The organism is Marinomonas foliarum (genome assembly GCF_016906065.1).
In the GTDB taxonomy this organism is placed as follows: domain Bacteria; phylum Pseudomonadota; class Gammaproteobacteria; order Pseudomonadales; family Marinomonadaceae; genus Marinomonas; species Marinomonas foliarum.
The window spans coordinates 2,963,656-2,987,998 of the sequence record NZ_CP070273.1 but is presented as its reverse complement, the minus strand read 5'-3'; the positions used below and the strand labels follow the sequence as shown (position 1 = coordinate 2,987,998).

24 protein-coding genes are annotated in these 24,343 nt (G+C 44.6%); 8 read left to right on the top strand and 16 right to left on the bottom strand.

Going from position 1 to position 24,343, the window contains the following annotated elements:
• Nucleotides 1-28: 28 nt before the first annotated feature.
• Nucleotides 29-637: a LysE/ArgO family amino acid transporter gene (locus JSY38_RS13860; protein ID WP_114411046.1), complete on the bottom strand. Its 609-nt coding sequence runs from the start codon at nucleotides 635-637 to the stop codon at nucleotides 29-31.
• A gap of 101 nt (nucleotides 638-738) precedes the next feature.
• Here JSY38_RS13860 and JSY38_RS13855 point away from each other — a divergent pair, with 101 nt between their 5' ends.
• A complete protein-coding gene (locus tag JSY38_RS13855) occupies nucleotides 739-1,620 on the top strand; it encodes an ArgP/LysG family DNA-binding transcriptional regulator (protein ID WP_205113654.1) in 882 nt (293 codons plus the stop codon).
• 90 nt (nucleotides 1,621-1,710) lie between these two features.
• On the top strand, nucleotides 1,711-2,547 hold the full coding sequence (gene galU, locus JSY38_RS13850) for a UTP--glucose-1-phosphate uridylyltransferase GalU (RefSeq protein WP_110575377.1): 837 nt from the start codon (nucleotides 1,711-1,713) through the stop codon (nucleotides 2,545-2,547).
• 109 nt (nucleotides 2,548-2,656) lie between these two features.
• On the opposite strand, the gene yjfF is transcribed toward galU, so the two are convergent.
• The 6 genes from yjfF to JSY38_RS13820 form a co-directional block, all read right to left on the bottom strand.
• Complete coding sequence (gene yjfF, locus JSY38_RS13845) at nucleotides 2,657-3,625, bottom strand: galactofuranose ABC transporter, permease protein YjfF (RefSeq protein WP_205113652.1); 969 nt, start codon at nucleotides 3,623-3,625, stop codon at nucleotides 2,657-2,659.
• Nucleotides 3,622-4,680, bottom strand: a complete 1,059-nt coding sequence (locus JSY38_RS13840) for an ABC transporter permease (protein WP_205113650.1) — start codon at nucleotides 4,678-4,680, stop codon at nucleotides 3,622-3,624. The genes yjfF and JSY38_RS13840 overlap by 4 nt, the downstream gene beginning before the upstream one ends.
• A 32-nt stretch (nucleotides 4,681-4,712) precedes the next feature.
• Nucleotides 4,713-6,284 (bottom strand): sugar ABC transporter ATP-binding protein, encoded by a 1,572-nt coding sequence (locus tag JSY38_RS13835; protein WP_205113649.1) that lies wholly within the window; start codon nucleotides 6,282-6,284, stop codon nucleotides 4,713-4,715.
• A 76-nt stretch (nucleotides 6,285-6,360) separates the two neighbouring features.
• On the bottom strand, nucleotides 6,361-7,347 hold the full coding sequence (locus JSY38_RS13830) for an ABC transporter substrate-binding protein (RefSeq protein ID WP_275586981.1): 987 nt from the start codon (nucleotides 7,345-7,347) through the stop codon (nucleotides 6,361-6,363).
• Nucleotides 7,348-7,567: 220 nt separating this feature from the next.
• Nucleotides 7,568-8,515 (bottom strand): AEC family transporter, encoded by a 948-nt coding sequence (locus JSY38_RS13825; RefSeq protein ID WP_205113647.1) that lies wholly within the window; start codon nucleotides 8,513-8,515, stop codon nucleotides 7,568-7,570.
• Between the two features lie 55 nt (nucleotides 8,516-8,570).
• Nucleotides 8,571-9,473 (bottom strand): LysR family transcriptional regulator, encoded by a 903-nt coding sequence (locus JSY38_RS13820; protein WP_205113645.1) that lies wholly within the window; start codon nucleotides 9,471-9,473, stop codon nucleotides 8,571-8,573.
• 132 nt (nucleotides 9,474-9,605) lie between these two features.
• On the opposite strand from JSY38_RS13820, the gene JSY38_RS13815 reads away from it, so the two are divergent.
• On the top strand, nucleotides 9,606-10,304 hold the full coding sequence (locus tag JSY38_RS13815) for a pirin family protein (RefSeq protein ID WP_205113643.1): 699 nt from the start codon (nucleotides 9,606-9,608) through the stop codon (nucleotides 10,302-10,304).
• A gap of 60 nt (nucleotides 10,305-10,364) precedes the next feature.
• Here JSY38_RS13815 and JSY38_RS13810 read toward each other — a convergent pair whose 3' ends face one another.
• On the bottom strand, nucleotides 10,365-11,552 hold the full coding sequence (locus JSY38_RS13810; RefSeq protein WP_239543974.1) for a methyltransferase: 1,188 nt from the start codon (nucleotides 11,550-11,552) through the stop codon (nucleotides 10,365-10,367).
• Between the two features lie 179 nt (nucleotides 11,553-11,731).
• On the opposite strand from JSY38_RS13810, the gene JSY38_RS13805 reads away from it, so the two are divergent.
• Complete coding sequence (locus JSY38_RS13805; protein WP_205113639.1) at nucleotides 11,732-12,928, top strand: amino acid aminotransferase; 1,197 nt, start codon at nucleotides 11,732-11,734, stop codon at nucleotides 12,926-12,928.
• A 100-nt stretch (nucleotides 12,929-13,028) separates the two neighbouring features.
• On the opposite strand, the gene JSY38_RS13800 is transcribed toward JSY38_RS13805, so the two are convergent.
• The 6 genes from JSY38_RS13800 to JSY38_RS13775 all read right to left on the bottom strand — a co-directional run bounded on the left by JSY38_RS13800 (nucleotide 13,029) and on the right by JSY38_RS13775 (nucleotide 18,451).
• On the bottom strand, nucleotides 13,029-13,643 hold the full coding sequence (locus JSY38_RS13800) for a UPF0149 family protein (RefSeq protein WP_114411025.1): 615 nt from the start codon (nucleotides 13,641-13,643) through the stop codon (nucleotides 13,029-13,031).
• Nucleotides 13,644-13,708: 65 nt separating this feature from the next.
• Entirely contained in the window at nucleotides 13,709-15,607 is a 1,899-nt protein-coding gene (gene parE, locus JSY38_RS13795; RefSeq protein WP_114411024.1) for a DNA topoisomerase IV subunit B, read from the bottom strand.
• A gap of 132 nt (nucleotides 15,608-15,739) precedes the next feature.
• Nucleotides 15,740-16,321, bottom strand: a complete 582-nt coding sequence (locus JSY38_RS13790; protein WP_205113637.1) for a YqiA/YcfP family alpha/beta fold hydrolase — start codon at nucleotides 16,319-16,321, stop codon at nucleotides 15,740-15,742.
• A gap of 45 nt (nucleotides 16,322-16,366) precedes the next feature.
• Nucleotides 16,367-16,849, bottom strand: a complete 483-nt coding sequence (locus tag JSY38_RS13785) for a DUF1249 domain-containing protein (protein ID WP_114411022.1) — start codon at nucleotides 16,847-16,849, stop codon at nucleotides 16,367-16,369.
• Nucleotides 16,846-17,814, bottom strand: a complete 969-nt coding sequence (locus tag JSY38_RS13780) for an acetyltransferase (protein WP_239543973.1) — start codon at nucleotides 17,812-17,814, stop codon at nucleotides 16,846-16,848. The genes JSY38_RS13785 and JSY38_RS13780 overlap by 4 nt, the downstream gene beginning before the upstream one ends.
• A 16-nt stretch (nucleotides 17,815-17,830) precedes the next feature.
• Nucleotides 17,831-18,451 carry an NUDIX domain-containing protein gene (locus tag JSY38_RS13775; RefSeq protein ID WP_114411020.1) on the bottom strand — a complete coding sequence of 207 codons (621 nt, stop codon included), beginning with the start codon at nucleotides 18,449-18,451 and terminating at the stop codon, nucleotides 17,831-17,833.
• Nucleotides 18,452-18,547: 96 nt separating this feature from the next.
• Here JSY38_RS13775 and JSY38_RS13770 point away from each other — a divergent pair, with 96 nt between their 5' ends.
• The 4 genes from JSY38_RS13770 to pseF all read left to right on the top strand — a co-directional run bounded on the left by JSY38_RS13770 (nucleotide 18,548) and on the right by pseF (nucleotide 22,354).
• Nucleotides 18,548-19,135 (top strand): DNA-3-methyladenine glycosylase I, encoded by a 588-nt coding sequence (locus tag JSY38_RS13770; protein WP_114411019.1) that lies wholly within the window; start codon nucleotides 18,548-18,550, stop codon nucleotides 19,133-19,135.
• A 317-nt stretch (nucleotides 19,136-19,452) separates the two neighbouring features.
• Nucleotides 19,453-20,445 (top strand): UDP-N-acetylglucosamine 4,6-dehydratase (inverting), encoded by a 993-nt coding sequence (pseB, locus tag JSY38_RS13765; protein WP_205113635.1) that lies wholly within the window; start codon nucleotides 19,453-19,455, stop codon nucleotides 20,443-20,445.
• Entirely contained in the window at nucleotides 20,435-21,619 is a 1,185-nt protein-coding gene (gene pseC, locus JSY38_RS13760; RefSeq protein ID WP_114411017.1) for a UDP-4-amino-4,6-dideoxy-N-acetyl-beta-L-altrosamine transaminase, read from the top strand. The genes pseB and pseC overlap by 11 nt, the downstream gene beginning before the upstream one ends.
• A 3-nt stretch (nucleotides 21,620-21,622) precedes the next feature.
• A complete protein-coding gene (gene pseF, locus JSY38_RS13755) occupies nucleotides 21,623-22,354 on the top strand; it encodes a pseudaminic acid cytidylyltransferase (RefSeq protein WP_205113634.1) in 732 nt (243 codons plus the stop codon).
• On the opposite strand, the gene pseG is transcribed toward pseF, so the two are convergent.
• Both pseG and pseI read right to left on the bottom strand, forming a co-directional pair.
• Nucleotides 22,329-23,327: a UDP-2,4-diacetamido-2,4,6-trideoxy-beta-L-altropyranose hydrolase gene (pseG, locus tag JSY38_RS13750; RefSeq protein WP_205113632.1), complete on the bottom strand. Its 999-nt coding sequence runs from the start codon at nucleotides 23,325-23,327 to the stop codon at nucleotides 22,329-22,331. The two genes, pseF and pseG, sit on opposite strands and share 26 nt — an antisense overlap.
• Entirely contained in the window at nucleotides 23,324-24,343 is a 1,020-nt protein-coding gene (gene pseI / locus JSY38_RS13745; RefSeq protein WP_205113630.1) for a pseudaminic acid synthase, read from the bottom strand. Before pseI ends, pseG begins: the two co-directional genes overlap by 4 nt.

The following is a 24,343-nucleotide window of genomic DNA, read 5'->3' as shown; positions in this document are numbered from 1 at the left end:
ACTGGCGATCATAAACAACACAGCCCTTTTACGATAAGGGCTGTGTTGCAATTTTAAGCGCAATACTCCAAATCAAGATAGCATTCACACGATTAAACCAACGCCAGAAAGCCGCTTTTTCTAGCCACTTGGCACACAGTTTTCCGACGAAAGCCAAAGACAAAAACCACAACACAGATGCGCACACACCACCGAAAACAAACTCCCACTTTGCTCCTTGCCACTGGTTCGCCAAACTCCCCATCAAAATCATGGTATCTAAGTAAAAATGCGGATTAAGCCACGTCACCGCAAACCCCATCATCACCAACGGCCACAAGGCTAAACGCTTACTATATTGCTCTAAAATTAAATGCTCTTCTTGAAACGACGCACGCCATTTACCCAAGGCAAACCACACCAAGAAAGCCACGCCCGCCCAACGGGAGACCGACAAAAGCCAGTCATGACTTTGCAAAATCAAACCTAAACCAAACGCCCCTAGTGCAATGGAAATAGCATCACTTAATATAAACAGCACGGCAATTGGAAAGGCATAATGTCGCTTTAGTGCCTGCTCCAATAAAAAACTATTCTGCGCCCCAACAGCAATAATCAAACCGCCACCAGTAATCGCGCCACTCGCAAATGCCAACACAACCTTCTCCAATATATCAGTGTTCTTTAAAGAGACTTGATCTTACGCAAGTCAACCATTAAATTTAAATTAATTAAACTAAAGTTATATTAGATAAAATTATGTTGGATTATAAAGCGCTGTCCTCTCTTCACGCCGTTTTGAAGTTCCAAAGTTTTGACAAAGCAGCGGAGTATCTTCACCTGACACAATCTGCGGTGTCACAAAATATCAAACGCTTAGAACAAGTCTGCGGCCGCCCCTTACTGATTCGCGCCAGGCCTGTGGTTGCCACACCACTTGGCGAGCAGCTACTAGCGCATTTCAACAAAGTCACCATGCTCGAAGAAGGTTTACAAGAAGCCATCCAAGGCAACCAAGCCACTCAACCGATAAGCATTGCGGTCAACAACGATGTGCTCGCGACTTGGTTTACCGACGTGGTCAGTCAATTCTCTGCAACAGACTTCACCAAGTTACATATTAAAGCCGCCGACCAAGCCAAAACTCGCGCTCTATTGCAAACGGGCGAAGTGGTAGCTTGTGTCAGCCAAATAGGTACGCCTGTAGCGGGTGGGGATTCTATCTTTCTCGGCAACATGCATTACGAACTGGTCGCCACACCGAGCTTTATAGAAGAACACCTGAAAGGAGACCTCAGCGCCGAAGCCGTTTTAAAATCGCCGTCTTTGATTTACGACGAACATGATGAACTTTGGGCGCGATATCAGAAGGAATGCCTACAAGTTGAAACCGATATTAGTCACAGTCATTGGTACCCCTCTTCCCATGGCTTTGTTGAACTTGTAATGGGTGGCACAGTCTGTGCTTTAATTCCTAGTATTCAAATCAAACAGAAAATAAAAAGCAAGAAACTGGTATCCTTACTGCCAAACAAGCGCCTAGCCTTGCCTCTTTATTGGCATTGGTACAAACTCAACTCACCTGTATTAGATCGATTAACTAAGGTGATAAAAAGTGTCACACAAGATGCTTTAACATAGAGTCACCACAGAAACGAAACAAGCTGGCTATGCGGTATAATTTTAGCCAGCCATTAAACAAAGATTAACGCCATTTTTTAAGGAAAATTTATGATTCGCAAATGTCTATTCCCTGTTGCTGGTTATGGCACCCGTTTTTTGCCTGCCACTAAATCCATGCCCAAAGAAATGCTACCTATTGTAAACAAGCCTTTGGTTCAGTACGGCGTAGAAGAAGCGGTCAAAGCGGGCTTGGACAATGTCACCTTCGTAACGGGTCGTGGTAAACGTGCCATTGCCGACCATTTCGACATCAGTTATGAGCTAGAGCATCAAATTGCTGGTACCAACAAAGAAAAATACCTAGATGGCATACGCCACCTGATCGACAACGTGAACTTCTCTTTTACTCGTCAAAACAACATGTTAGGTCTAGGCCATGCCATCCTAACGGGTGAACCACTTATTGGCGATGAAGCCTTTGGTGTGGTACTAGCAGATGACCTTTGCTTCGGTGAAGATGATGGTGTAATGGCACAAATGGTTAAACTGTATAACCAATTCCGTTGCACTATCGTTGCGATTGAAGAAGTACCAGAAGACGAAGTGCACAAATACGGCGTTATCAAAGGCGAATCCATGATGGACGGCCTATACCGTGTTACCGACATGGTGGAAAAACCGGCAAAAGAAGACGCGCCATCAAACCTTGCTATTATCGGCCGTTACATCCTAACACCCGATATTTTTGACAAAATCCGTAGTACGCCAGCGGGTCGTAACGGTGAAGTACAAATCACTGATGCTATCTTGCAACAAGCGCAAGAAGGCTGTGTATTGGCGTATAAATTCAAAGGCAAACGTTTTGACTGTGGTAGCGTTGACGGATTTGTAGAAGCAACCAACTACTGCTACAAAAACATTTACCAAGACCCTACAGAAGCGTAGCCTTGCCAAAGCATTAAAATGCACCAAAATAGATCAAAAAAAAGCCTGTACATAAAATGTACTGGCTTTTTTTTGCGTCTGATGACACGAGCAAACTGAGAGTAAAACCCTAGGTCGCCGAGCGTTTTTTCACCCAATACACGATGCCTTTTTGTAGCAAGATAAAGAACAACAACAAGCCACCCACAGCCAATTTGGTCCACCAGCTATTTAACGAACCATCAAAAGTAATCAAAGTTTGAATAATGCCTTGAATCATTCCACCCAAGAAAGTACCAAACACATAGCCCACCCCGCCCGTTAACAAGGTACCGCCAATCACCACCGCAGCGATAGCATCTAACTCGACCCCAACCGCTGCAAGTGGATAAGCCGAGCCTGTATATATCGCAAAGATTACCCCAGACATAGCGCTATAAAATCCGCTCAAGGCATAGATTTTAATAATGGTCTTTTTCACTGGCACGCCCAGCAAGGCTGCCGAATGACTGTCTCCACCCAGCGCATACACGCTCATACCGAAACGTGTTCTACGGGCAATCAAAATTCCCAGCGCCAGCAACACCAACATAGCCATGGCAATAAAGGTCAAACCACCACGTCCTGGCAAAGGTACATAAATATCGTACAAGCCAGTAATAAACGGGTGATCAATCGGCACCGCGTCTAGGTTGATCAAATACGCCAAGCCTCGAAACAAAAACATCCCAGCTAAAGTGACGATAAACGCCTGAATCTCGAAGAACGCAATAATAACCCCCATTATCGCGCCAAAAGCCACACCCACAATCAAAGCGATACCAATAGCAAACAAAGGATGCATGCCAGTATTGGTAATCAGATAAGCCATCAAAACACCGATAAACGCGATCATCGACCCGACCGATAAATCAATACCACCAGACAGAATGACAAAGGTCATGCCTATCGCAGTGATGATCAAAAACGCGTTATCCGTCAATAAGTTTGAGAATACTAAGGTGTCACGAAAACCCTTGTACTCATACATGCCAAAACCATACAAAAGGATAAAAACCAATAGCGTTGCCAATATCGGCAGATTACGTTCATTAATCATGGTTTTATGCTCCCTTTACCGGTATCCGCTTTACCAGTACTACTATTAGCTGCACGCTTCTTTTTCGTGAAAAAATCAGATATCCATTGACGAGTCTTTGGTGATTGAACCAACAATACCGCGAGAATAATGGTTGCTTTTACTACCAAATTATATTGAACAGGCAAACCACTGGTCAGAATCGCCGTGGTTAAAGTTTGAATAATTAACACGCCAACAATCGTCAACAGCAAATAAATACGCCCACCCGCTAACGAAGCACCGGCTAACACCACGGCTAAAATTGCATCCAGTTCTAGCCATAAACCTGCATTATTGGCATCGGCTCCGCGAATATCGGCCGCAAGGATAATGCCGCTCATGGCAGCACAAAGACCTGAGAAAACATAAGCAGACAACACCAACAAGCGCGCTTCAATACCAACCAAACGACTGGCTCGCACGTTGGCTCCAACCGCTTCAATAAACAAACCTAGCGCCGTTTTACGCATCACCAAAACGGTTAAGACAATCATGCCTATCGCAATCCACACGCGAATAGGAAATGCCAAGAAATATCCATTGCCAATGGCATCCAATACATCAGAATGGAAGGTGACGATTTGCCCTTCCGTAATCATCTGCGCGATACCACGCCCTGCCACCATCAAAATTAACGTGGCAACAATAGGCTGGATATTAAATACCGACACCAAAATGCCATTCCACAAACCGCACAGCATGCCAGTGCCTAAAGCACATAAAATCACCACACCTACCGACCAATCGGTATTCACCGTCAACACAGCCGTCACCGCACCAGAAATCGCAATCACAGCCCCCACGGACAAATCAATACCACGAGTACCAATGACGACTGCCATCCCCAAAGCTACTAAGGCCGTTGGCGTTGCTCGATGAAGGATATCCAATAAGCTACCAAACAGGTGCCCGTCAACCATTCGAATGCTCAAAAACCCAGGTGTCACCGATGCTGTAATCAAAATGATCAGTACAAGAGACAACAAAGGCGCGAGCGTTTTTTGATGTTTATGCAGAAAGTTATTTTTTTTCATATGAACAGCTACTTTGAATACTTAAAAAATGACTAGCTCGCAATGGTGCGTAATATAGCCTGCTCCGAAACCTCATCACCATGAAGTTCAGATACCTTGTGATGGTCTTTCATCACCACCACACGATGAGCAAACATCACCAACTCTTCTAACTCAGAAGACGCAACTAATAGCCCCATACCTTGCTCACACAGTTCTTTAATAATTTGAATTATTTCGTGATGAGCACCGATATCGATGCCTCGTGTTGGCTCATCTAAGATCAACAAGGCAGGATGCGTAATCAACCAACGAGCAAGGATAACCTTTTGCTGATTACCACCGCTTAATTCACCAATTGGCTTATCCATATCAGGTGTTTTTATTGCCAAGCGCTGAATCATTTCTTCTACTAGCTTTTGTTGCTCAGCCATAGAAATTGGCGACCACCAACCTTTGCTCGCCTGCAACGCAAGGATCATGTTTTCTCTGACACTCAACTCCGCCACAATGCCATCTTGCTTACGATCTTCTGGGCAATACCCCATACCAACCTGAATAGCTCGACGCAGAGACGATTTCGTCAGTGAATGATTACTTAACGTCACTTCCCCTTGATCCGGTTTCACCGAACCATAGGCCAACTCACACAATTCCGTTCGACCTGAGCCCAACAAGCCCGCCACACCAACAATTTCCCCTGCGGCGATATTCAAATCCAACGGCTGAAGATAACGCTGTTTGCCGACATTGTTCAGCTGTAGCAGCTCCGTACGTTCGCGTTTAATAGAATGATCGTGAGCGGTTGGCGCAAGGTCCTCCAAAGATTTCCCTACCATGTGACTGACCAAATCGGAACGAGACAGCTCCGCAGTTTTGAAGGTGCCAATGCACTCACCATTACGCAATACGGTAATACTATCGGTAATGCTGTAAACCTGATCCAAGAAGTGCGTTACGAAAATAATACCCAAGCCTTCAGATTTCAGCCGTGCCATTAGGTCAAACAACTGTTTGATCTCGTCACTGTCTAAACTGGCCGTCGGCTCATCTAAAATCAGCATCTTAGCTTGAGTACTTAACGCACGAGCAATAGCAACGAGTTGCTGAATCGCAATCGAATAGGTATCTAGCTGACGCAATGGATCTATGTCTAAACCCACCTGCGCTAATAATTCCATGGCGCGGATTTCGGCTTTCTTCCAGCTAATCAAGCCAAAGGTTTTTTCTTGATGTTGTAATGTCAGATTTTCCATCACAGACATAGTAGGAATAAGATTCACTTCTTGATAAACCGTACTAATCCCTAAACGCTGGGCATGACCACTATCAGAGGCACTAATCAAGCTACCATCTAACAAAATCTCACCGCTGTCACGTGGGTAAACACCCGTCAGTACTTTTATCAGAGTAGATTTACCCGCACCATTTTCACCCAGCAAGGCGCGAATCTCCCCCGGTTGAATCTGTAAAGACACATCATTTAGAGCTTGAACGCCGGTAAAAGATTTAGATAGGTGTTTGATTTCGAGCAAGGGGCGAACTGCGCTCTGCGCCGCTTCGACCGTTTCTTTGACTGCTGAGGTTTCTTTGACTTCCAAAGCATCTTTGACTAAGTCCGACATGTCGCCGTCTCCGTTTCGCTAACATAAAACAATAATCCACACCTAGAAGCGCCTTGCTCCTAGGTGTGTCACTCTATTATTTACGCTTCGCGTATTCCGCAGCCGCTGTATCAGGTAGGTACAAAGGACCGTTTGCTTTGATCCACTTGTCGACTTTTTTACCATCCTGAGACGCTAGAATGGCATCAAATGCAGGGCCACCAAGATGAGGATTCAACTCGATAGTCGCATTCGCTTCACCGTCAGCCATGGCTTTAAAGATATCTGGCACCGCATCGATAGACACAACCAAAATGTCTTTAGTTGGTTTTACGCCCGCTTCTTTCATCGCTAGGATAGCGCCCAATGCCATGTCATCATTATGAGCAAACAAGGCACAGATATTCTTCGCGCCGCCTTCTGCTTTCAAGAAACTTTCCATGACTTCTTTACCGCCTGCACGAGTAAAAGAGCCAGACTGAGAGCGGGTAATCGTCATATTAGGGAAGTTACCAATAACCGCATCAAAACCTGTCTTACGGTCGATCGCTGCAGAAGAGCCAACAGAACCTTGTAACTCTACAATGTTACAACGGCCATTCGTTTCCGCTGCCAACCAAGATGCCGCCAACGCGCCTTCTTCTTTAAAATCAGACGCCACTTTTGTCAGATACAAGCTTGAGTCTGCCGCCACACCACGGTCAATTAACACAACCGGAATTTTAGCGCGCTGTGCTTCTTTCAATACCTGATCCCAACCGGTTTCCACCACAGGAGCCAGCAAAATGCCATCAACGCCTTGCGCAATAAACGAACGCACTGCCTTAATTTGGTTTTCTTGCTTTTGTTGAGCATCAGAGAATTTTAGATCATAGCCACGGCGTTCAGCCTCAGCCTTTATAGATTCGGTTTCAGACGTTCTCCAGCCACTTTCCGAGCCGATCTGCGAGAAGCCTATTGTGAGGTCTGCTGCCATCGCCGAAGCGGACAACACAGGAAGTAATACAGAGAAAGTAGTTAACACAGCCTTGCGCTTAAATGCACCCAGCCATGGCAACGACGGACGAACAGAGAGAGCTTGCATACTAGATTCCTTTTTGTTTTTGTTGTGATCTATATTGAGCGTCACATACCTGTCATTGCTGACAAGTTAACACCCTACGATTCACAATATATCCCCTACTCTTACCTTTCAAATGCAAGTTACAGCAAACCTCATATCAATACTGATATGAAAAAACACCCTAATATGACTTTTTCATTCACCATATGGTATTTTTTCAGCCATTTAATAGGTTTTTACATCACATCAAATACAACTGACTTAACCACACACTAACAGGTAAAGTAACCACAGATAATAAAGTCTGCATCGTGATATAAGCTGACATCCTATCGGCATCACCGCCTAACTGACGGGCTAAAGCGTAAGCCGATGTTGCCGTTGGTACCACCCCAAATAACACAGCAACTAACGCCGGTAAGCCTCGCACATCTAGCCACCAGCACATTAATCCAATCACCAAAGGAAACACCACAAAACGTGCAACTGAGGACATCACAAAGGTCATCCCCACAGAGCGTATAGCCTCTAAACGTACACTCGCGCCAACAGCCAGCAACACCAGTGGTAACGCTGCTTGCGACAGCATACTCAATACATCGGAAACCAGAACAATCGGTGTTAACCCTAACAAATTCAAACTGCTACCCAGTACAATCGACACGATCAAAGGATTGCGAATCAAAGCGCCACTTAACAAACGAGGCAAGGAATTGGCTGACGAACTATCAGCCGACGACGTCCCATGCATCAAGGTCATAGACACCACCAGAAATACATTAATAGAAGGAATCAACACAGAAGCGCCCAACGCCGCCAGCACCAATCCGTCATTGCCGTACAAACTGCCCGCTAAAGCCAACATAACAAAAGTGTTAAACCTCACACCGGCTTGCAGCATAGACGAAGCCGTCGGGGCAACCACCTTCATCAACCAAGTACTAACGAACACAAAAACCGCCGTCACAAACAAGGCAAACAACAAAATAAATGCATACTTTGGCAGCATAGGATTACTGAAATCGATCTGTGACGTTTTGCTAAACAACAAAGCAGGGAATAACACCCAATAAGTAAATTTATCAACGCCAGACCAAAACCCTTCCATCGGAAAACGCCAACGCTGGCAAACCGCCCCCGCCATCAATAACAAAAACACAGGCAACACAGAAAGAGAGAGAGAAAACACAAATACCCCTAATAAACCTAAAGTCTAAAGTAGAAACTCTTTAGATGGCGATAACTCAGACAGAAAGCAGTTGCCAGTCTTGTGCGGCCAACTGCTCAACAAACCACGACAAACCCTTGCCCGGGTCATCTTTACGCCACGCCAAATACGCCATCTGATTCGGTCTCGGTAGCTCACACTGGCGCAACACCAAACGACCAGAACTTAGCTCATCGGCAATGCGATGTTTCGGCAAATACCCCACGCCTAAACCCAAACATTGCGCCTGAATTTTACTGCGCATGGTATCAACTCTAAGCACTTGCCGACTCTCAAAAATCCCACTGCTACGGGCTGGCAAAATTTTTGAACTATCAGCGACAACAATAGAAGGATATTGACGTAATTGCGCGGCGGTAATCATCCCGTCGGTCAACGCCAATGGATGCGTTGGTGACACAGCGAACACAAACTCTATCTCACCAATGGCTCTAATATGAACATTCCCCTTGGGCAACTCACCTGTCGCACCGATAACCAAATCCGCCCTATCATCTTGCAATGCATCCCAGCCACCACCGACTGCTTCTTCCGATAGGGTCAACTCCACCGGTCGATTCTGCGATAAAAAATCCCCAACAACAGACATCAACGGGAACTCTAACAGTGCCGTGTCACGGGCGATTCTTAACTTCGGCTCCCACCCTGACTCGAACTGCTTAATTGAATCTTCTAAACGCATGGCCGCTTCTAAAATTGTTCGACCTTGCTCCAACACTAAGTGACCCGCTGGGGTTAATACAGCTTTTTGTCGTGAGCGATCAAACAACGCCACACCCAAATCGTCTTCCAATTTTTTTACTGTGTAGGTCAAGGCAGACGGCACTTTGAACAAAGCATCTGCCGCGGCCGCAAAACTGCCCAACTGATGAATCGCCTCTAACACCCGTAATGCTTCCAATGTCACCGCGTATGCCATAACTCAACCTTTATTCAAATTTTTTGAAATACTAGCTCAAAACCTTCCGATTTTCTTTCTTTTCTTCGACGCCTACACTCACTTCATACACCGCAAGCACCTTTGCCTTCGGTAGCCATTAGGAGAAACAACATGATCACTATTCGCAACGCACAAGACCGTGGACAAGCTAACTTTGGCTGGTTAAGCAGCAATCATACTTTTTCTTTTGGTAGCTACTACGACCCACAGCATATGGGCTTCTCAGACCTACGCGTCATCAATGATGATACTGTCACCCCAGGCGCGGGTTTTGAAACTCATGGTCACAAAGACATGGAAATACTCAGCCTAGTATTAGAAGGTACCATCGCCCACAAAGACAGTGCGGGCAACGTAAAAGAATTGCCAGCGGGTGAATACCAACTCATGTCCGCAGGCAAAGGCGTTTACCACAGTGAATTCAACGCCTCTGAAACAGACATGCTGAAATTCCTACAGATCTGGATCATGCCAAATAAACTAGGCGGAGAACCAGGCTACCAACAAAAGGAATTTAGCCAAGCACAAGGCTTCACCACCATCATCACACCAGATGGAAAGGATGGCACACTGCACGTTAAACAAAACATGCAACTCATCCAACTGATCCTTGAAGATCAGCAAACTGCCACATGGCAAGCGGACAACAACCGCCATTACTACGTGCACCTGATCGAAGGCGAACTGTCCCTAGGCGACGGCATCACCATGCAACCTGGCGACGGCGCAAAAATTGAAAACGTGTCAGAAATTAACTTTGAAAGACTAAGCGAAAAACGCGTCAAAGCCCTACTGTTTGACCTAGTGTAATTTGATTTAATTCCCTTCTCTATTTTCAACAGTGGGCATAGCAATATGCTCACTGTTTTTTTATTTTCTCTCAGCCCTGATCATCCAGTTTCTTGGCGTTAAGCTTTTATCACAAAATTTTCCTATCTCGACTTGGTAGCCGCTTTCTTCTAGGTAGATTGCGCGGTCTAGGACGAGCCAGTATTCCAACGCGGGGCGAAAGAGTTGGCTGATGGCTTCAAGCTTTTGGACTTGTTGGTAGCGTTGTTGACCTTGTCGTTCAAAGACGTCAAAGGGCAAGTTGGCTTGTAGATGTAACAGACCTTTTTGTTCCACCGCCCACTGGCAAAAAGCAACGAAGCCTTGGTTAAGTAATGCTTTTTGAATGGAGGGAACCGGCAGGTATTCATCTTGCTGGCGGGCTGTTCTTTGCCATGAATCGAAACCCAAGCGATAAGTGAGTTCCAGTTGCTTGAGTCGTTGTTCACGAGCCCCAGCGGTAGCGACTTCTTTGACGGCGAGTTTGAGATCAGCTTGGCGCAGTGTCAGTGCAGACTGTTGGGCGCTGTGTGATAACGGCTGATAGTCACTCGCTTGAGTCAGATGATAGCAGCATGGGGAAATACACAGCATGGCCGTGTTCGTAGCAACGGCTTGTTCGATCAATTCACGATGCAAATCCCCACAGGCATGAAGTGCCACCGCACAGTGAGCGTTTGCTAACGCGGTTCGCCCTTCTCCTTTTAGCACGTCTGCATGAGTAAAGGTTTGCGGTATTTTTAGCCGTTTTGCTTCTTGTTCGCCCGCTTCGCAAAGTGTTTTTTGCCATTCTAGGCTGTGGACTGGCTTGTTATCTTGAAAGGCCAATAACTTACCCAAGTGACCTTTTCCCGCACACCATTCCACGTAGTTGTTGGCTTTGGGGGTATGAGCAACAAAGGCCTGGATTTGCGACCACTTTCGGCCTTTTATTCCTGCCGATACATAGCTTGGTAAATCATGAGTAAGTGTTCGCTGCGGTGATTGATCAAGTAAATCGGAGGTTAAAAATTTAGATGCGGTTTTTAGATCTGGGCAGTGTTGAAATACTTCCGCATAAAAAGCCTCGCTTTCTATTTCTAGGTTTTCTCGTACCAAGTGTGAAGCCAATTCAGGATAGGCATTTTCCCAAGGATTACCCAAGCGAGCAAAAGTATCAAATTGCCAGAGCTGTGTATGTGTTTTTAACCAAGTATCGAGAACTTGAAAACGCTGTTGAAAAGAAGTCATAAACTGGCTCGCTGGGGAGGAAAAACTAGGTGTCTTTTTTTCTTTACAGTATTGAGGAATTTTCCCTCTTGCTTGCATTGTATTTTGTCATAAAAACGGCAAAATGAAGAAGCTATTTAAGCAACGATTATAACCACAGCGATTTTCCTGTGGCACACCATAAGGACCCTGTAAATATCATGTTCAAGCATCTTAAAGCTGTTTCTGGCGACCCTCTTTTAGCCCTTATCATTGCACATAAGCAAGATACGAACCCAAAGAAAATCGATTTGGGTGTTGGTGTCTATAAAGACGATAATGGCAACACACCGATTTTAAATACGGTTAAAAAAGCCGAAGCTATTCTGCTTGAACAAGAAGATTCTAAAAGCTACCTAGGTATTTATGGCGCCACCGAGTTTGAAGCCATTATCAAAGATTTGATTTTAGGTGAAGGCAATGAATTAATTACTTCTGGCCGTATTCGCTCAACGCAAACACCTGGCGGCACTGGTGCACTAAAAGTGGCTGCTGACTTTATTAGCGCCAATTTAAAAGATGCTCGCTTATGGGTAAGTGATCCAACTTGGGGTAACCACAAGTCTATTTTTGATTCTGCTGGCGTGGAAGTAAGAGATTACCCTTACTACGACCCGGCAACAAATGGCCTACGTTTTGACGACATGATGGCGACCCTAGAAGCCGAAGTAAAAGAAGGCGATGTGTTGTTGCTTCATGCTTGCTGCCATAACCCGACAGGTATTGATTTACAGCTTGATCACTGGAAAGCCCTAACAGACTTGGTTAACAAACATGGTTTGTTGCCATTAGTTGATGCGGCGTACCAAGGTTTTGGTGACGGTTTAGACGAAGATTTAGCTGGCTTGCGTTACATGGCTGCTAATGTTCAAGATATGTTGATCGCGAACTCTTTCTCGAAAAACTTCGGTATTTATCGTGAGCGTTGCGGTGGTTTGAGTGTTATCGCCGCATCGGCAGATGAAGCAACGGCCGCATTTTCTATTATTGGTCAAGCCATTCGTGCCAACTATTCTATGCCTCCTGCTCACGGTGCCGCTGTAGTTTATACTATTATGAGCAACCCTGAACTAAAAGCAGAATGGGAACTAGAAGTTGCTGCAATGCGTGACCGCATTAACGGTTTACGTGAAAAACTCGTCTCTAAACTAGCGGCGTCTGGCGTGAGCAAAGACTTTAGTTTCATCAAAGATCAGCGTGGTATGTTTTCTTACTCTGGTTTAACACTAGAGCAAGTTCGCACATTGCGCAGTGAATACGCAATTTATATTGCCGATACTGGTCGTATGAGCGTAGCTGGCGTAAGTGACAGTAACATTGATTATTTATGTGAAAGCATCGCTAAAGTAGTAGGTTAATCCCTAACTCTCAGCTCCGCAAAAAAAATGTGATGCTTAACAAGCATCACGTTTTTTTATACGGAATAAGCTTTGAACAAGCAAACTAGTTATTGCGTGATTAGTGCAATGTGCGTTTCTCTTCTGCTTTGCTCGTCGCTTGCATTTCCGGATGGTAATGCTTAACCAAGCGCAGGATCGAAGGTTCTAAGGTCTCTTTCCAGAAATTAACTTCTTCATCAACCATACCTTCCAACTTATCCCATCCGGCTTCTGTGCCAAATAGACGAACTGGCGCAAGCACTTCATCAAAAAACTCTCTGTCGCCACCAATCCCCAAACCAATCAGTTTAGCGCCACGAATAAAGCCAACGCACCATTCTTCAACTAATATCGTAAATTCACCATCCACTTCTTGCTCTAAATAAACAGGATAAAAGTCGCCAAATAGCAAGCTGTTCATGGTTTCCATGTACATGATAAGTACAAGGCTTAGAAACTCGTCTTCCTGTTCTGTTGAGTCCCAGGTCGGCTGATCTTCATCCGCTCCCCATATTGCATTGAGCCATACATCTGGCTCCAACTCTTTTATCGAACAGCCCAACGCGGTTAAAAAGCCATCTAATTCGGACACACACATCAGTGAACGATCTGTGCCGAACGTCAATAAATAGTGATCAATCTTTTCGTAAAGGACTTCTTCGCTGATGACATCATCGCCGTTTTCTTCAGACATTCATTCATTTCCATTTTGTTGAGCGATACTTATATTCTAGCTTGGCTTAATAAAAACAAAGTAGGTTAATCAATAATCGCCAAGTTGCCATATGTTTCTAACCAGCTTTTACGGTCTCCTGCACGTTTTTTCGATAGCAGTTTGTCTAAAAGCTCATCAGTATCCAATTTATCTTCCATGGTTAATTGGATTAAACGACGCGTATCTGGCGCCATAGTAGTTTCACGTAATTGGGATGGGTTCATCTCACCCAAGCCTTTGAATCGCTGTACGTTTGGTGTGCCACGTTTATTTTCAGCGGCAATCTTATGTAGGGTGATGTCTTTTTCTTCATCATCAAGGGCGTAGTAAACTTCTTTACCGATATCAATTCGGTACAAAGGCGGCATAGCTACGAAAACATGTCCGCTATTTACTAGGGCTGGGAAGTGGCGAACAAACAAAGCACAAATTAGCGTTGCGATGTGCAAACCATCCGAATCAGCATCGGCCAAGATACAAACTTTGCCGTAGCGTAAACCGCTTAAATCGTCATCTCCTGGGTCAACACCTAAAGCAACAGAAATATCATGAATTTCCTGAGAGCCAAGTACTTGGTTAGAGTCTACTTCCCAAGTGTTTAATATCTTCCCTCGCAGCGGCAAAATAGCTTGGAAGTCTTTTTCGCGAGCCTGCTTCGCAGAACCGCCCGCAGAATCCCCTTCCACAAGGAAGAGTTCACTTCGAGATGAGTCTTGTCCAGAGCAGTCGGCCAATTTACCCGGCAATGCAGGACCTTGAGTAATACGCTTACGTACGACCTTCTTGCTGTCTTTTAGGCGTTTTTGCGCGCTGTTAATCACGATATCGGCAATTTTTTTACCGTCTTCAACGTGTTTGTTCAACCAAAGACTGAATGAGTCTTTTACCGTCGCTGAAATAAAGGCCACTATTTGCCGAGAAGACAAACGCTCTTTCGTTTGACCCGAAAACTGAGGCTCTTGGATTTTCGCTGACAAGACATAGCTACAACGATCCCATACGTCTTCTGCCGTTAACTTAACACCTCGAGGCAAGATATTGTGGAAATCACAGAACTCGCGAATGGCTTCTAACAAACCGGTTCGTAAACCGTTCACGTGAGTACCGCCTTGCGCTGTTGGGATCAAGTTGACATAACTTTCTGTCACTAACTCGCCACCTTCTGGCAACCATTGAACCGCCCAATCAACACCTTGCGTTTTTTCAGTCATGCCGCCAATGAAAGGTTCCTCGGGTAGCAATACAAAACCTTTATTGGCCTGTGCTAAGTAGTCTTTTAAACCATCTTGAAAAAACCATTCTTCACGGGCTTCTTCACTACCACTTTGATCAATAAAGACAACATGAAGTCCAGAACAAAGTACGGCTTTGGCTTTCAATAAATGCTTGAGACGCGAAATAGAAAATTTAGGGCTGTCGAAGTATTTTGTATCTGCAGTGAATTTAACTTTCGTACCGGTATTCTTCTTACCTACCGTACCAATTTCTTTTAGTTCTGATGTTTTAAAACCATTCTCGAAGCCAATATGATAGTGAGCACCATTACGACGTACCCAGACTTCTAACGATGTAGACAAGGCGTTAACAACAGAAACACCAACGCCATGCAAACCACCAGAAAATTGGTAATTATCGCCGGAGAATTTACCACCCGCATGAAGCTTAGTCAGAATCAACTCAACACCAGATATTCCCTCTTCTGGATGAATATCCACTGGCATGCCTCGACCGTTATCCTCGACACTCAATGAACCGTCTTTGTATAAGATGACTTCGATACGATCCGCATGATTAGCCAAGGCCTCATCCACTGAGTTATCAATAACTTCTTGCGCTAGATGGTTTGGCCGTGTGGTATCCGTATACATTCCTGGGCGTTTTTGTACGGGTTCTAAGCCACTAAGAACTTCTATCGATCCGGCGTTATATTCTTTTGCAGACATGCGTGTTTTTACTTCCAAGTTGATCGTGCAATACAGGGTTCAAATATTGTATTACGTACGAGTGTAAATTAGATTGGCTAGAGTCTATCACTGGTTTTACTTAGTGTGAAATAGTCTAACAAAAGCAGTAGTTTACTCGATTAATATTTTGGCAAAACGAAGGATTTCAGCAGAAAATCGTTCAAATTCAACAAAACTGTGGTCGCCTTTTTCTTCATGGGTAAGTCGTGCTGTTTTAGGAAAAGCTTTGAGGGCTTCTTTGTAGTCCAGCACTTCATCACCTTCTTGAATCATTAGCCAGTATAAGTCGGCAGTCGGCTTGGTCACCACTAATTGCTCAAGCTCAATCATGTGATCTTGAGTTAATTCGTATTCTTCATTGGTATAAGGGTTAAATTGGGGGCCTAGATAGCCTTGTAGCAATATAGGAGCTTGAACAGCGGGGTTAACCAATATGGCTTTCAGTCGATATTTTTCAGCTAGATATGCAGCATAAAAACCGCCCAAAGAACTACCTATTAATGTTATGCCTCTTTCGTAATTCGCTTCAATTATGGCTTCTAACTGTTTAATTGCTTGCGCCGGTTGCCAAGATAAACGTGGAGAAATCACAGCTTCAGGTAAGTCTATTTTTTTTGCAGCATTGCCAAGAACTGTAGCTTTATGGGACAGCTCAGAGCTATTAAAACCATGGATATACAGTAAAACAGTCAAAGGTGGCCTTCTTTATCAAGCAATTTACGATTAAAAAAACTAAATTCAGGCAAACTGAAAAGACAAGGTATTATTCAGTCTATGACCATGCTTTAGGCACAACTCTAATAAATCCGCTAACTGCTGGTTAAGGCGAAACTTTTCATCTCGATGCAACATGGCATCATTTGGGTAAGGATACGCTCCGCTGTATTGGCGATGCCCATCAGTAATTTCCGCAATCCCAACATCATGATACAAACGCACCGTCATAGACAGGGTGGTTTTAAAAAGCAGCTCTTTCGGAATCTCTGGACCAAACTCTAGCGCTATTTCAGAGGTAAAACGACTCTCTTTGCCTAAGGTAAGGCGTAGACGACTTTCTTGGTCACCAGCACTATGAATCGAAAAATTCCACGAATCCATCTCCTCATGACCACGCATAAGTTTACCTAGTCGGCGATAATTTAACTCACCAAGCAGCTGTAAACTCACCAAATCTGGCACATATTGTTTCGATGTTTTCTCTGTCTTCATAGCATTCGTCATTCTTGTGACGTGTTTCCTTTTGAAAATTCTTGCTCTAATCCTACAGCCTTTGCCTGTTTCAAAGCGGCAAGCTGATGACTCATACGTGTATCTTTATCGTGCCAGTATAGATTAAACCAAGCAAAAAAGTGTTCTCTATCCTTTCCGGCAGCTTGGTATTCTGGCGTTAACATGGCGTCAGGAATAGCGACATCTCGCGCCATGACTTTTACTTTGCCAATACGACCACAAAGTAAATCCCATCCAGTGACTACCTCTTTCTCGTATAAGACATTGATGTCTGTAATACTTTTTATTTTCTGCGGCATCGTCTGCAATATAAAACTAATGCCGCCAGCCTTTGGTTTAAGCAAACAACGATAAGGCGATGCTTGCTGCTGATGCTTTTTTTGTGAAAAACGCGTTCCTTCAACAAAACTCATAATAGAGTTTGGGCGTTTAAGCAGCCGCTTACAAGAACGTTTTGTGGTTGCCAGATCTTTACCTGCCAGTTTAGGTTTTTTGGCGATCTGAGCTTTAGTATAACGCTTCATATACGGAAACCCCATTATATAGGTTGCGGTTCCCACAAACGGCATCCAAAACAAGGCTTGCTTCATAAACACTCTTGGCAAAGGGCGACGATCTTTAAGCTGAGCAAAAATTGCAAACACATCTACCCAAGACTGATGATTCGCAATGATCAAATGCCAGTGATCAAAGTCCGCTTTCATGGCTTCATCAAGCTCCCACTTCACACCTAAAATGTTTTGAAACCACCATTCACAAGAAGCCAGCCATCCATAATACAAGCGGTTAACACAATGTTCAGCTAGGCTCTCGTAACGAGTACTTTTCAACAATAATAAAGGCGAAATAAGGTGTACAAGCAAGGCCCAGAAAAGAACATTCCCACACATAAACACAAAAGAAACGACGCCAACACAAGGCTGTAGCCAGGTTTTCTTATTAATAAAGACAGACATCCCCATCTTCATCAGCTTAAGCACACCAACGTTTTACAAGATCATTTTTATTTAATGCAAACCATTGCAGCCCCATGATGGTGCTGGCATTTTCTACGTCATTTTTAAGCAAACCGATAGCGTCGTCGGACGACACAAGATGAAGTTTAATGTCTTCATTCTCTTCGTCTAAACCATGAACTTGCGAGGTATCGACAAGGCTAGAATCGAATTCGCCTGCATACATGCGCAAGTACTCCACCAACCCACCCGGTGAAGGCACAAACTTAAACATGTATTCAAGGCGCTTTACTGTCACACCTGCCTCTTCGAATGCTTCACGACGAGCCACATCTTCATCGCTTTCACCTTCTTCCACCATGCCTGCCACTAATTCGAGCAACCAAGGCGATTCACCATTTAATACCGCAGGACGAAACTGTTCGATTAATAAAATTTTATCGGCCACTGGGTCAAATAAAAGCACACATACTGCATCGTTGCGCACCATCATTTCACGAGTCATAGGTTGACTCCACTCGCCATTAAATTTTTTGTGTTTCAACGTCAGCTTACGCATTTCGAAAAAGCCTTTATAAAGGCATTCGTCTGCCAAGATCTCGACATCTTTTTTACTGTAAGTCGGTTTAAACTTCATATTATCTCGTCCTAAGCAGGGCACTATTTAAAATAATGTCTGATATGATTAATTCGCAATTAGGCATGTCGCGGTTACAAGTTTGGAGTGTCATTCATGGAAAACATACGTTGCGCTTGGTGTTTAGGATCTCCTGAATACATTCATTATCACGATACTGAATGGGGCATTCCCGTTTATGACGATCAATCCCTATTTGAGTGTATTGTACTAGAAAGCGCTCAGGCAGGTCTAAGCTGGATTACTATTTTACGTAAACGAGAAGGCTACCGTGCCCTTTTCCATAATTTTGCCCCCATAAAAGTCGCTAATATGAACGAAGCCGACGTCGAGAGATTATTATTAGATGAGCGAATCGTGCGGCACCGCGCAAAGATCGAAGCGACCATTAACAACGCCAAAGCCTTTTTGAAAATTGCCGACGAGTTTGGCTCCTTTAGCCAATATTATTGGGGTTTTAGCGATAACAAAATTATTGATAATCCCATCCGCAATCATACTGACGCACCTGCGGTGACGGAATTATCCACTCGATTTTCCAAAGACTTGAAAAAACGAGGCTTCAAATTCCTGGGAGCCACGACTTGTTATGCGTTTATGCAGGCCACGGGCATGGTGAATGATCATATTGCAGACTGTGTCTCGCGCACTACTTGCTCCTCTGTTAAGAGGGAATTGGGATAATATAAAGCCCTTAGCTCCTGAGGTTAGGTGGAAGTATATTTTAAAAACATTTACAACCCCATCCTAACCTTCCCCTTGAAGATAAGGGGAAGGAACAAAAACGAACTTAGCTCCTCCCCCTGCCAAGGGGGAGGTTGGGAGGGGGTTAAAAGCTATATGCCAAGGGGAGGGAATAATACAAAAGCCCTAAAAGCTGGCAGCAGTTCCTTGATTTCATTAATGTTTAGCCTAAAGTAGTCGATATAGTAAAAAGATTATTTGTACAATGGCCATGCTCATTAGGCTTTCAAATTCCATTATTTAGTTTGGTAAAAAACATGTTTAACAACAAAAGCATTCTTATTACTGGTGGCACAGGCTCTTTTGGCCATCAGTATGTGAAAACTCTATTGGCCAATTACCAACCTAAACGACTGATTATTTATTCACGTGATGAATTGAAACAATATGAGATGCAGCAAGACTTTGATGCACCTTGTATGCGCTATTTCATTGGTGATGTGCGCGACAAAGACCGTCTAACGCAAGCCATGCGCGATGTAGATTTTGTTATTCATGCTGCCGCTCTCAAGCAAGTCCCCGCTGCTGAATATAACCCAATGGAATGTATTAAAACCAACATCCATGGCGCCGAAAATGTAATCGCAGCCGCCATTGCCAATGACGTAGAGAAAGTCATTGCCTTATCCACAGACAAAGCGGCAGCCCCTATCAATCTTTATGGCGCGACCAAGCTTGCCTCTGATAAGCTATTTGTTGCCGCCAACAACATGGTCGGCCAAGGCCGTACGCGTTTCTCAGTGGTCCGTTACGGCAATGTGGTTGGATCTCGTGGCTCTGTTGTGCCTTTCTTTCAAAAGCTAGTCGCGGAAGGCGCTGATTCTATTCCTATTACCCACCCCTACATGACGCGTTTTTGGATCACCCTACCAATGGGCGTGGATTTTGTATTGAAAAACTTCCGCCGCATGCATGGTGGCGAAATATTCGTTCCTAAAATTCCTTCTGTACGCATCATGGATTTGGCAGCAGCTTATGCGCCAAATATTCCGACCAAAGATGTTGGTATTCGCCCAGGCGAAAAGCTTCACGAAGTCATGTGCCCTGGGGATGACTCTTTCCACACCTATGAATTTAGCGATCATTATGTGATTTCGCCAAGCATCAAATTTTATCAAGACGATATGGATTTTGCTCACAATCGCCTAGGCGAAACGGGCGAACTGGTTGAACCAGGTTATGAATATCAATCTGGAAGCAACCCACATTTTTTAAGTATTGAAGAGATTTTGACCTTCGATGACGCATGATTTTATTCCATACGGCCGCCAATCTATTAGCGAAGACGACATTGCAGCCGTTGTAAAATCGCTACGCTCTGACACCTTAACTCAGGGTCCTTGCGTCACTGAGTTTGAACAGGCTATTTGTACAAAGGTCGGAGCTCATTATGGCGTAGCAGCAAACAGTGCAACCTCAGCTTTACACCTTGCCTGCTTGGCACTAGGTGTTGGCACTGATGATACGGTTTGGACATCGCCTAACACTTTTATCGCTTCCGCTAATTGCGCACGCTATTGCGGCGCTAATGTCAATTTTGTCGATATTGATCCTCGCACTTATAACATGTGCGCAGATAAACTGGCTGAAAAATTAGCCAGAGCCAAGACCAAAGGCAATTTACCAAAAGTCGTCATTCCAGTGCATTTTGCGGGTCAATCTTGCGACATGCGAGCTATTCACGCACTATCCAAAGAATATGGCTTTCGTATTATAGAAGACGCTTCCCATGCAATTGGTGCGAAATACCAAGACAACTACGTGGGCAACGGAGCATTCAGCGACATTTGTATTTTCAGCTTTCACCCAGTGAAAATCATCACGTCTGCGGAAGGCGGTATGGCGATTACCAACGATGAACAGCTCGCCAAGCACATGCGCACTCATTGCTCACAAGGCACAACCAAATCACCTGATGAATTAACGCAAATGCCCGGGGATTGGTATTATGAACAACACACATTAGGCTTTAATTATCGCATGACGGAATTACAGGCTGCTTTGGGTTTATCTCAGCTATCTCGTTTGGATGACTTTATCGAGTGTCGACATAAACAAATTGCTAACTACGAGATTCTATTAAAAAGCTTACCAATCACTTTGCCTTATCAAGCAGATGATAATTATTCAGCACTGCATTTGTTTCCGATTCTCTTACCTGAGCACAACAAGGAAGCTAGAAAAGGCGTGTTTGATATTTTACGTCAAGCAGGCATAGGCACTCAGGTGCATTACATTCCAGTGCACACCCAACCTTATTACCAAGCACTAGGCTTCAAACAAGGCGATTTCCCTATTGCGGAAGATTACTATGCTCGCACTCTGAGTTTGCCGCTTTTTGCCGACTTAACTCATGCCCAGCAAGAGCGAGTGGCGCTGATCCTGAAACACGCCTTAATAGCAAATCGCGTGATGAGAGCCTAAGCAATGAAAGACACGTCTCTTCTGCAAAGTAACCAAGGCGATTATACACCCTATCGAGTTGCTGTGATTCCAGCTCGTGGTGGCTCTCAACGCATTCCAAGGAAAAATATTCGCTTGCTGGATGGCAAGCCTTTGATCGGTTACTCCATCGAAACAGCGATTGATTCAGAGTTATTTGATCGCGTGATTGTGTCTACCGATGACGCTGAAATTGCAGAAGTAGCACGCAAATTTGGCGCAGAAACGCCATTCTTTCGCCCTGCTGATTTGGCCGATCACATGACAGGCACCACACCTGTTATGCAACACGCGTTACGTTGTTTAATCGATGAAGGTAAAACACCCGATCAAGCCTGTTTAATTTATGCAACTTGTCCACTGCTAACGCCTGATGATTTACAACAAGGTTTGGCACAGCTTGACGAATCCACAGCCTTTTGTTTTTCCGCCACGACGTTTGCTTTCCCTATTCAGCGTGCGCTTCATATTCAAAAAAATGGCGAACTAGCGCCTATGTTCCCTGAACACATTGGCAAACGCTCACAAGATTTAGCCGAAGCAATTCATGATGCGGGACAATTCTATTGGGCGAGCACGAAAGATTGGTTTGAGCAGGAAATTTTTGGGCCTAGGTCCAAACCACTTATGCTGCCAAGACATAGAATTCAGGATTTAGATACCGAAGAAGATTGGTTGCGCTTAACGCAAATCATGGCATTAAAAAATAAGAGTTAACCTTTTCAGCCACACGCTTTGCTCCGTTTCCATCCACTAAGCTGCGAGCAATTCTACTAGCATTTTGTTGCCATTGATGATCTAACCAACGACGATTCACCTCTTCTACCAATTGCTCAACACCTTGTTGTCGAACGTCTTCCACAACGTTATCAAACCGAACCGAACGACACCAATTCAGTGGAACATGCTGCTGAAGAGAACGAGTTTGATTGTCCGCCACTTGAGCAAAAATCGTTGGAACGCCCATGCAAGCCAGCTCAAACAAGGTGCCACCCGCGGCAGAGATCGCCATCTTGGCTTGCTTCATTAACGGCGTAACATCCGCCAAACCTTGCTCAAAAGCGATATTATTAACTCGACAAAAGTGGATCACTTGATCTGCATTCTTGGCATTCGCACCCAATAACACCTGAATGTACTTTGTAGGAAAATTGGACACCAATAAGGCATTGAGTATAGGCAAGGTTAAAGCAAGCGGGTCGGTTCCACCAAGGGTAATAAGCAGTTGTTCTGGCGAGCTTTGGCTTTCGTCCAGCTGTTGAAAAGCCGGCCTTAACAACGCATAACGACTTCCTACTAATGGAAACTCAATGTGCTTGGAATAGTCTTGCTGAAGCGGATTGAGCAGCCATTTGGCGGGAAACTCGCCCCTGTCATTCATGTCATCCAATACAAGAAGGTTTGTTTGATACTGATAAAGCTGAGCAATATCATCGGCACTGTAGCCATAATGATCTAATACCACTAGATCAGATTGTCTCGCCAAAGCTAAAAATTCAGACTTGCACTCTTCTTCTGACTCGCCGCCAATCAAGCAATCTTGCTGAGAAGCAAAGGCTTGGTAACGCTGATCAACCACAAACTGACATTGCCAGCCTAATTCGTTAAAGGCATGAATCAAGGCTTGGCAACGAACCCTATGACCCATGCCAATCTCGACAGAGGCATCGGCTCGCACCAAGAGTTTCACGCCATCATTTCCCAAGCAAGAGGCTGACCTTTTTGCGCATCAGTCACTAATGTCTTGCCTAATACGTCTGGCCAATGTTTAGGGGCAAGGCCAAATGAAGGACGAATGATCTTCAGATGCTCTTCGGTCAATATGGTGCCAGCTGGCAAATCTACAGCCACATAAATAGAACGACGATATTTCTTGGCTGCTTGCTCGGCATCCGAACCACCATAAGTCACCTTACCAAGCGCGGCCTTTGCCGCACGACAAGCAACCACCAGCGCTTTCATTTCCGCAGGCTCCATAGAGAACTCAGCATCCACACCGCCAGCACTACGATCCAAAACAAAGTGTTTTTCAATCACTGTGGCACCCAGCGCCGTTGCTGCAACCGCCGCGCCTAGGCCTTGAGTATGATCGGACAAACCAACAGGACAACCTGTTTTTTCAGCCAAATCCGCCATGGTAACTAAGTTAGAGTCTTCTATTTTAGAAGGATATGTACTGGTGCATTTAAGCAAGGTTAACGGGTTATCTCCAATGGCTCGAATGGTTGCTACCGCTTCCGCGATCTCTTCTTCGCTTGCCATGCCTGTAGACATAATAATTGGTTTACCCGTTCGTGCGACAGCTTGAATCAGCGGAATATCAGTCATCTCAAAAGAGGCGATTTTATATAATGGCACGTCAATGGATGCTAAAAACGCCACGGCACTCAAATCAAAAGGTGAACTAAACGCCACTAAGCCTAAAGACTCAGCTAGCTCAAACAAAGGTTTATGCCATTCCCAAGGTGTTGAGGCCTTTTGGTATAGATCATAAAGATTAGACCCGCGCCATAAACTGTCACTTTCAGACACCATAAACTCACCATGACGAACATCTAGCGTCATGGTATCTGGCGTATAAGTTTGTAATTTAATGGCGTCCACACCAGCGTCAGCCGCTGCATGAATCATTGCTTTAGCAAGCTCAAAGTCTTGGTCATGGTTGCCCGATAACTCAGCGATAATAAAAGGCGTTTGTTCGAACAT